Annotated in this window: 9 protein-coding genes; 5 read left to right on the top strand and 4 right to left on the bottom strand. The window is 55.4% G+C overall.

Features of this window, described 5'->3' with window-relative positions; translation table 11 throughout:
- The first annotated feature begins 353 nt into the window (after nucleotides 1-353).
- The 5 genes from B3759_RS08605 (at nucleotide 354) to B3759_RS08585 (ending at nucleotide 5724) form a co-directional block, all read left to right on the top strand.
- A complete protein-coding gene (locus tag B3759_RS08605) occupies nucleotides 354-851 on the top strand; it encodes a sigma-70 family RNA polymerase sigma factor (RefSeq protein ID WP_275877942.1) in 498 nt (165 codons plus the stop codon).
- 133 nt (nucleotides 852-984) lie between these two features.
- A complete protein-coding gene (locus B3759_RS08600; RefSeq protein ID WP_291365548.1) occupies nucleotides 985-1998 on the top strand; it encodes a FecR family protein in 1014 nt (337 codons plus the stop codon).
- A gap of 176 nt (nucleotides 1999-2174) precedes the next feature.
- A complete protein-coding gene (locus B3759_RS08595; protein ID WP_291365547.1) occupies nucleotides 2175-4700 on the top strand; it encodes a TonB-dependent siderophore receptor in 2526 nt (841 codons plus the stop codon).
- A gap of 243 nt (nucleotides 4701-4943) precedes the next feature.
- A complete protein-coding gene (locus B3759_RS08590) occupies nucleotides 4944-5150 on the top strand; it encodes a transcriptional regulator domain-containing protein (protein WP_291365546.1) in 207 nt (68 codons plus the stop codon).
- Nucleotides 5151-5178: 28 nt separating this feature from the next.
- Nucleotides 5179-5724 (top strand): DUF2285 domain-containing protein, encoded by a 546-nt coding sequence (locus B3759_RS08585; RefSeq protein WP_291365545.1) that lies wholly within the window; start codon nucleotides 5179-5181, stop codon nucleotides 5722-5724.
- A 15-nt stretch (nucleotides 5725-5739) separates the two neighbouring features.
- Here the strand turns inward: B3759_RS08585 and B3759_RS08580 are convergent, their stop codons facing one another.
- The 4 genes from B3759_RS08580 to B3759_RS08565 form a co-directional block, all read right to left on the bottom strand.
- Nucleotides 5740-6192 carry a CopG family transcriptional regulator gene (locus B3759_RS08580; RefSeq protein ID WP_291365544.1) on the bottom strand — a complete coding sequence of 151 codons (453 nt, stop codon included), beginning with the start codon at nucleotides 6190-6192 and terminating at the stop codon, nucleotides 5740-5742.
- Between the two features lie 115 nt (nucleotides 6193-6307).
- Nucleotides 6308-8104 carry a relaxase/mobilization nuclease domain-containing protein gene (locus tag B3759_RS08575; RefSeq protein ID WP_291365550.1) on the bottom strand — a complete coding sequence of 599 codons (1797 nt, stop codon included), beginning with the start codon at nucleotides 8102-8104 and terminating at the stop codon, nucleotides 6308-6310.
- A gap of 244 nt (nucleotides 8105-8348) precedes the next feature.
- Complete coding sequence (locus B3759_RS08570; protein WP_408736470.1) at nucleotides 8349-9014, bottom strand: lytic transglycosylase domain-containing protein; 666 nt, start codon at nucleotides 9012-9014, stop codon at nucleotides 8349-8351.
- Nucleotides 9011-9389, bottom strand: a 379-nt coding sequence (locus B3759_RS08565) for a DUF736 domain-containing protein (RefSeq protein ID WP_291365543.1), incomplete at its 5' end; no start/stop codon positions are given. The genes B3759_RS08570 and B3759_RS08565, both read right to left, overlap by 4 nt.

The raw sequence follows: 9389 nt of genomic DNA, 5'->3' as shown, positions 1-9389 counted from the left end.
TTTCGTGGCAGGGCGTAGCTCTTGCCTACAAACTCATAACCTGAAGGTCACAGGTTCAAATCCTGTCCCCGCAACCATGAAATTCCGTTTAATATCAAACGCTTAGGTCGCCTCATGGGCGGCCTTTTGCGTTTCTCCCACACCAACTGGAATCATATAGGAATCATTCGGGAGAGAAATCCCGCGTAGCAGGCTCGCGTCCTAAGACGCGGGAGCAGAGGGGCAGGAAGGCTGAGAATCGGCCCAAGCCCTATAGGGTCTACTTCCGTTCTCCTTGCTTTTCACGGCCCCTTAACGTAACCAGAAATGCGAACGGTTCTCACTTTGTGAGTCGGGATTCGGGGCAGCAGCGGGTGAGCACGGCAACCTACAAACACAGCGCTCAGGCGCACGGCGAAATGGTGAGCTACGCCTGGCGTCTGACGGGAAGTCGTGATCAGGCTGAAGAAGTCGTTCAAGAGGCTTATGTCCGGCTGGCCGAGGCTGCGGCAAAGCAATTACTGGAAAAACCTGCGGCCTACCTGCGACGGGTAGTGCATAACTTAGCTCTTGACCATATCAGGTCACGGAAAAGGCGCGAGCGGCTATTCGTCGCGGATTCAGACACAAATCTGGCCGATATGGCATCGACGGAAGCCTCGCCGGAACAACAAACACTCACGCGGATGGAAATTTTCCGGCTTCAGGAAGCGTTGTCTGAATTGCCCGACAACATACGGATAGCTGTCGAAATGCACCGTCTGGGCGGCGCGAAATTACGGGAAATTGCCGAAGCACTGGATGTTTCCACCACGCAGGCGCATTATTTCATACGTAAGGGTGTGGCGCACTGCCTGACGAAGTTGGGCTGATTTTCTCGTATGCCCATATGTTTTCCCCGAAAAAATCCCGCGTCCGATAGTCTTTTCATAATAAGACGGAGATGGATCGGTCTGCCCATGGGCATGCCTTCCCGCATATCCGTTTGTGTTTGGGGGCTTCGCGGTGGAGACCGATGATCTGGAAAATCTGACGCCCGAAGAAAGCGAAGCTTTGGATTGGGTGATCTCGCTCCAGGAAGAAGGCGAAGATCCGACGATTCGTCAGAAATTCAATAGCTGGTTACACGCGACAACAGAGAATACGCGTGCGTGGGCTAAAGTCTCGCGGGTTTACGGCGGCATAGGCGAAACGAAGCCAGCTTTTGAGGACACATGGCGTCCGACCTTGAGCAACGCCACGCCCTCCATGTCCTTTGCGCCGGTTGGAAAGGTAGTGTCCCGGCGAACTGTGCGTCGCAGGCGATTTTACGGAGTAACCGCTCTTGCCGCGAGTGTAGCAGTAGGTTGGCTAATTGTTGGGTCTGACGTGCGTCTCTGTTTGCAGGCAGATCAGGTAACCGGTGTAGGGCAGTTACGGACGGTGTCCCTGCCAGACGGAAGCACGGTGACCCTCGCGCCCCGTTCTGCAATCGCATTCACGTCTGATGCTCATTCGCGCACTGTCCGGCTTCTGCAAGGGGAAGCGTGGTTTGATGTAAGACATTCCGCAGAACAACCTTTCCACGTCGTCGCACATGATCTGGACGTCATGGATGTCGGTACGAGATTCGACGTGCAGGAAGCGGAACGGGAGACAGACGTTTCTGTAGAAAGCGGTGCGGTGAAGGTAACGTCTGTTAACCCGCCACCGATATCCGAAGAGCTTATTGCCGGACAAACTGTTGCGATCTCTGCTCGTCATGGTGTGAGACGGGGGAATGTCGATCCGACTATGATTGCGGGATGGCGTGACGGGGTGCTCACTGTCCAGAACCGGACCATATCCGATGTCGTGGAGGCAATTCGTCCGTGGCACCGAGGAGTACTCATTCTTAGGGGGCGCACGCTTGGAGCCAGGCGCGTAACGGGTGTCTATGATCTTCAGCATCCGCAGGCGGCCATCAAGGCCTTGGCCGACGCCTATAGGATTAAAATCACCAGAATATCGCCCTGGCTTGTGATTCTTTCCGACAGCTAACTCTTTGTTCTGACAGTGCCATATAAATCGGCCTGTATTTTATTTTTCAGAATTTTCAAAAAAACACCCTCTCAACAGTCAGTAGAAACATAGGGCATGCAGTTGCGTCGCGTTCGCAGAAAATGCGCAATGCAGCAAGCGCCATCGGGCTGTAGCATAGAGAAGGTAATCAGGTGATGGGTGCAAAATCCGGCGACGCATGGATGCGGAAATATGTCGGGAATTCAAAGGTTTTTTTCTTGACGTCGGCTCTGACCGGGATTGTTGTTTCGCCGCTCCATGCGCAAACGATGACATCGAAAGAGTTTCACATATCTGCGCAACCGCTGCCTGCTGCGCTGACACAGTTTGGTCGTCAGGCTGGCTTGCAAGTGAGTATTCCGGCGTCATTGGCTGAAGGTAAGACGTCCCACGCAGTCAACGGGACGATGTCGCCTTCGCAGTCTTTGGCGCAAATTCTGAGTGGTACGGGTCTGACATATCGGGTCAATGGGAACGTCGTTACCTTGGTAACCGCTTCCGCCAATATTACGCTGGGTCCCGTGCGCGTGGGAGGAACCGTCACACATCAAGATCCTACCGGTCCCGGTGTAGGATACGTTGCAACAACCACAATGGCAGGAACCAAAACAGACACTCCGATCACCGAAATACCTAATTCTATATATGTGATCACAAAACAGTTAATGAGCGACCAACAGCCCCAAGATGTAGCTGAAGCATTACGCTACACCCCGGGTGTCTATTCAGAAGTAAACGGAAACTACGCTAACGGCAGTGGCGCCTCGGGGACCAATAGCGGAATAGAGCAACGAGGATTTAGTACGAGTTCCTTTGTGGATGGTCTTCGTCTCAATAGTGCCAGTGCTGGGGAAACAGCTTTTATCGAGAGGATCGAAGCTGTCAATGGACCAGCCTCGGTGATGTATGGTCAGACCAATCCCGGAGGCCTCATCGGCATTAGTCTCAAAAAGCCTACGGATACTCCCCTTCATCAGGTTTCACTCGGCTTTGGGAGTTGGGGACGGTACGAGGCTACCGTCGATGTGAGTGACAAAGTTACAAAATCTGGCAACGTGCGGTATCGCGTGGCGGCTATTGGAGTAGATTCCGGAACGCAGGTTGACCATATTGGTTATCAACGAGTTGGCGTTCTGCCATCTATTACATGGGACATTGACCCAAAGACTTCTTTGACGCTGCTCGGGATGTATATGTATACACCGGAAAGCGGAAGAAATTATATACAATACCCGACATGCGGAACATTAATACAAAACGTCAATTGTCCTCGAATTTCTAGAAGCACGTTTTCTGGATACAAGAGTTGGAATCAGAACGGATCCAAAGATGCTATGTTTGAATTTATGTTCAAACATAAATTTAATAAATTTGTTTCATTCTCTCAAGTGTTTAGATATGACGATTCCCAGTCGGTTATGAACGATACTTATACTACGGGGTATAGCGGTTCTGAAATGGGGCTTCGTCCGTGGTCTATTTATCAGAGGTCAAAAACGCTAGGCCTTGATTCTCGTGTCTATGGAAAGTTTTCAACTGGCCCTTTGCAGCACACATGGGTCGTCGGTTCGGACTATAGGCAATATGAATATACACAAAATGCTCTGTACGATTTCACAAAAACATATACTCAAAATATATATAACCCGACTACCAATACAGCAGTATGCATGGATGTGTATTCAGCATCATGTCGTGTCAGCGGCAGTATGGGTCCCTATAACTACTTTCAAGAAGGTGTTTATTTCCAGGATCAGATCAAGTGGAAGGGGCTTTCTATTCTCTTGGGTGGTCGTGAAGATTGGGTAAGTTATGATAACAAGAGGTATAGTATTAGTAATATAAATACATCTCATGATGTAAAAATAACTGATAATTTTAAGTCTCCAAAGCCACAAAATGCTTTCACGTGGCGAGCTGGTATAATATATAATACGAAATTCGGGTTGTCGCCGTATTTTAGTTATGCAACTTCTTTTATTCCTCAAAATGGCTCCACAAATTATCAAGGACAACCGTTTTCGCCGTTGACAGGAAGGCAGATAGAGGCCGGATTAAAATATAAAGTGCCTAAAAAAGATATTCTTATCACAGCAGCCGCCTTCCGTATTGATGAGGATCACTACCTCATAAGTGATCTTGTACACACTGGGTTTAGCAGTGACGCGGGGCGTGTTCGGTCTCAAGGTTTTGAAGTGTCAGCCAACGCAAATATTACCCGAGATCTTAGGCTTATTGCATCCTATACATATACCGACATTCGTTTTGCGAAGACTAATGAAACTGCGCAGCGAGTAGATGTCTACGGAAATAGCTATGGTGCCGCTGTCTCGGAAACGGGGAAGGTTGTTCCCCAGGTTCCACGTAATATGTTCTCGATATTTGCGGATTACACTATCCCTTCGAGTGTTGTAAAAGGCCTCGGCGTAAATTGGGGTATGAGATACGTAGGGTATTCCTATGTTGATAATGTGGAATCTTTTAAAACTCCTCCTTACGTAATGTTCGATATTGGAGCCCATTATGATTTTGGACAGTCAATACCTGCATTGAAAGGTTTGAAAGCACAGTTGGCAGTCTCGAACCTTACCAACAAATACTATTTAACAAGTTGTGATGGATCATTTTGTTACACAGGCCAGGGACGTCGCCTTTATGGAAATTTGACCTACAACTGGTGAAATTTCCCCCCCCCGGACTACAGAGTTTTTTCTCCATTAGATTCAGCATCGTGTCGCTCGTCTTAATGCCAAAATCATTGGGCAAGTTCGCTGCAAGTTTTGAGAGGCGTCTCCTGCAACAATTGTAGGGCTAGGCCGCAAGTGTGAGAACCTAATGTAATCAGAAAAGCGGGGCTGCCTGACGGGCGCGGCGTGTTTTGTCGCGCCGGGGCGGTGGCTCCCCAGCCGATAAGGGACGCTCCCATGCCACTGGACATCTGGCATTCCGAGGCCGATCTGGCCATCCTGAGAACCCTGTCAGCGTCCGCCCTTGCCGGGGCGTTCATGCGGCGTTGGTCCCGCTACATCAGTGATTACCGCGACATTCTGCTGCGGGCAGGAGCCAGCGCCAATCCCTCGCTTCTGTGGGCGGCGTTCCGGGACCGATGGAGGTTGCAGTTTTGTCCATGACCCAGACATCCCCATAACCCGAAAACCCGTGATCTGGCGCAGGGAAGACACAACCCGGATTATCAGCCTGACGGATGCACCACGCGGTTTTAGTGATCTCCACTCGCTGGATTTCGAAGCGATGGGACACATCCTGTTTGACAGCGAGGACGATGCGGGGCGCTCTGTCACCGTGACTGGCTCCTTCGGGACATTTTTCTTTCTGCTGGACGATCCCGCCGCTGCGAAGCGCCCCGCTGTCGTGATCCCGGTCGATCCCCATTATCGAAGCCGCTGGTATGAGGCCGGGCGCTTCGTGGCCCATCATCTGGGTTTCAGACTGCCTTCGCGTGTGCCAGCGGTCATTACGCCCTTCCGATCCCTGCATCTGATCCGCTGTCTGCATGCCTATGATCTGCATCGGGCCGGTGCAGATGAACGCCGCATTGCCGCCGTCCTGATTAATCGCCGTGCCCTGACCATGCCTCTGGACGAATGGCGCGATCACGGCTGGCGCAGGACCGCGAAGGACTGGCGCGACGAAGGCATCGCCCTGGTTGAAGGTGGATATCTCAAGCTACTGCTTGAGGGATGATCGTCATTGCAGGGTTCATGAACGGGGCGGTGCACCGTCCGCCCTGTCAGCAGGGCGCTGACGCATGGCGGGAATATCGAGCGGGATGTCATCCCGGAAGGATCGCCCCTGAGACAGCCGCCGTCCCAGCGTATCCAGAAACCGGGCAAACCGTTCCTGACCCAGCGCATTGGCGGCGGCCTGCGCCTCGGCGGGCAGGGGCGGCATCTGGCCCAGCCAGAAGCGGATGAACAGGGCATGGGTTTCCAGCGCGATCATCAGGTCACGCTCCTGGCGCTGCATCTGGCGCGTGAGCCGGTCCAGCCGTCGTGTGAGCGCAGCTTCGCTTTTTTCGGTGCTATCGGGCGACAGAAGCGAGGCAACTGCTGCCTCCACCACGGCGGAGCGCGTCACTTTCCGCCGTGCTGCAAGGTCGCCGATCTGCGAGATCATGGCGACGGGCAGGGAGACGTTCAGGCGGTCACGCATGGAAACCCTCCATGAAAAGCCATGATGTGACCGAAGCCGTTTTTCAGAAGCAAGACCGAAATTGTGCCCATCGTATCGGGGCGGGTCATGACGTAAAAGGAACGGGCGGCATGGATCACATGCTGATCCCAAGATCGCGCTTGCGGTCATGTCGCCAATCGACGCCCCCATCGTCGCGGGCGACCCCATCCACATAGCGGTCGTGCTGCTTTTCCAGCGACGGTGCCCAGGGCACAAGCTGGAAACTCATGCCGTTGTCGATCATGGCGAAGCGTCCCGAGGACAGGCTGAGACGTTTCACATACTGGCCGGTGACGAAGTTGCCCGGAATACTGCGCTCATAGGTCAGCCCGCTTTCTTTTGCGAGTTTCGCGCCGATCTGATCGAGTTCCTGCTGGCGTAGTGTCGTCAGGAGGTTGCGCTGATAGAGGACGGACCCATCCTGTTGGAATGACGCCAGCCCATGATCTGCGAGATGCCACGTGCGTTCCTGCATGGCCTGCCGCACCTCGGCCCCGAAGCCGCTGCGGGCAAGGTCCATCGGCTGGCGCTCTACCAGCCGGTGATCCAGCCATGTGGCACCTGGCGCTTTGACCTGGGCGGCAAGGTCCAGATCGGAGCGGGCGGACAGCACCAGATAATCCTTCCCGCTCGTCCTGCCGGTTGCGGGGCGGATTTCCACGATGCCGTCGTCGCGGGGCGCATCGCGGAACGCCTCGACGCCGGGGAAGCGGACATGATGGATGCGCCCATCGGTGGCGTCGATTACGGCATAGGCTTCGCCGGTCAGTTCGTTGTGCAGCCCACGCTCCAGCAAGCGCCCCGTCAAGGCGACGGGCTGATCGCGCCCGGAGATCACGTAATCGCCGGGGGACATCTCCCGATTCCGGCTTCGTTCCGTCATGGCACGGTGCATGGTTTTGATGATGTCGCCGCGCGCGCCCATCTCGCGCAGCGTGTCCTCCATGCCGGGGGCGAGCGACCAGCGTCCCGATCCTTCCGGCGTGGCCAGCCCCATGCGTTCCAGTGTCTGTGCTCTGCCGGTGAGAAAGGTACGGTGCGCTGGGTTGCGCCCGAGGCTGTGAGCATCCCCAGCATCGGGCCGTAGGTCCACGACGCCCAGATCATCAGCGTGACGCTGCAATTCGGTATCGAGCCGGGTCCAGCGTTCCGCCGTCATGTCCTGGCGCAACGCGGCTTCGATCTCGTGTTCGGCGCGCGGGCCGAGTTCGAGCGATACCAGATCCTCCGCCCGAGAGCGTAGCCCGTGGCCGATATAGTCGCGGGCGATGACCAGATCGGCCCCGTCCTGATCCACGCCGCGCACGATCAGATGCACATGCGGATTGTCGGTGTTCCAGTGCGACATGGCGGCCCAGTCCAGCTTTGTGCCGAGATCGGCTTCCATCTGCTGCACGAGGTCGCGGGTAAAGCCGTCGAGGTCCGCCATCTCCGGCGCGTCCTCGGGCGAGATGATGAAACGGAAATGATGCCGGTCGTCTTTGCAGCGGGTAGCAAAGTCGCTCGCGTCCACCTCCTGACCATCCGGTCCGAACAGATGCGCTTTCTCGTCGTCGCGGGTGACGCCATCCCGACGCAGATAGGCGAGATGATCGGCCAGCGATCCGGGACGCGCGCCGCGCCCACTTTGTCGCACCACGCGAGCCATCACAGTGACGCGGCGATGGGCGTCGAACAGACGGCTTCTGCCAAACCGGGAATGCCCCCGCCCGAAGGTCGAGGGGCCGGAGCGCGGGCTGCTGCCTTTTCCCTTTCCGGGGCTGCCGCTACTGCCTCCGCCCGCGCGTCGGGAGGCATGGAGCACCTGCGCCAGAAAGGTCCGGGGCCGGGTCGCATTGCCTCTGCTCTGGATGCGGCCCGGACGGACACGGAAATCCTCGTAGCGGGCCATCAGAACCTCCCTGTGCAGGAAAACTCCGCAGGAAACGGGCACAAAACCAAAAAACCTGCACACGACCGACCCAGCCTGCACACACAAAAGCAAGACGCGACAGCGGATTGCGTTGTGTCGTGGCAGGCCGTTTTATCTTGCCTTCTCTTTCCTTCATGTTTCCAGATCCCCTCAACCCCGGACGCATACCCGAAGCGCTTCCGATGGGATGACAGGTTTTCCCGTTCATGCCGTAAATCCCTCGTCACGGCGCGCTCCTTTGCGAAATGGGGATGAACAGACCTGAAGGCGGCACATTGGATTGCATTACGTGCGCAAAAAGCGGCAGCATCGGACGTGGGTTTTTCGATGTGTCTGGACGCACGAAAAACAGACTTGTCGATGATGGTTCAATGGGCGTTCGGGCTGCAAAAGAAGTGCCGGAAGCCAAATCATCAAACCGCTTTCCATGTAGCAACCGGACGACTCTCGCGACGTATTTCCGGGTCTCATCAGGCAGCATTTTTCCTGATGTCAGGAGCTGTTCATACCGTCCGGGACCGGCATTGTAGGCAGCCAGAAAACCCGCATTGCCATAGCGGTCATGCAGCCACCGAAGATAGGCCGCACCCGCCGTGATATTGTCGTGCGGATCGTATGGATCAGCCCCGAGATTCAACGTCGCGCGAAGCTCCCGCCATGTGTCGGGCATGATCTGCATGAGGCCCATCGCCCCCTTGGGTGATACCGCTGAGGCATCACCCTGACTTTCGGCCTGCATCACGGCAGCAATCCATGCGGAAGGAATCTGCGTCCGTGTCGCGGCCTCGGTGACGTAGGTCTCGAACGGCGCGGCGTTGGCAGTCTGCATAGGGGTTGCAAACCCAGCGCAGACCACCAGCAGACCGAGCGCTGTTTTAGCCCCACTCATGACGGCGTTCGGGGACGGTTCCAGACCAGATGGAACCTGTCATGTTCGTTCTGGTCCGGAAGCAGCCGGGCACGCAGGGGACGGGCGAAAAGTGGGTCATCAATCATCACCGCCAGCCACAGCCCGATGCGTTCCCCCTGACGCGCCCAAGCGCAGCCCACCTGTATGGCGTCATCTTCCAGACCGCGCAGGACGCGGTAATCCGGAGTGTTCTCTGTGGCGGGGTCAGCGATGGGGAGGATCGACAGATCATCCTCCATCAGAAAGGTGGTGATCTGGCCGAAAAAGCCGTTTGTGGTGCGCGTGAAGGTGCCAAGACGGATCAAGATACGTCTCTCCTGATCTGCGAATTGCAGGACAAAGAATTGAAAACTG

This window comes from Acetobacter sp. UBA5411 (assembly GCF_002409645.1).
Lineage (GTDB): Bacteria > Pseudomonadota > Alphaproteobacteria > Acetobacterales > Acetobacteraceae > Acetobacter.
This window is presented reverse-complemented; position numbering and strand designations above follow the sequence as displayed.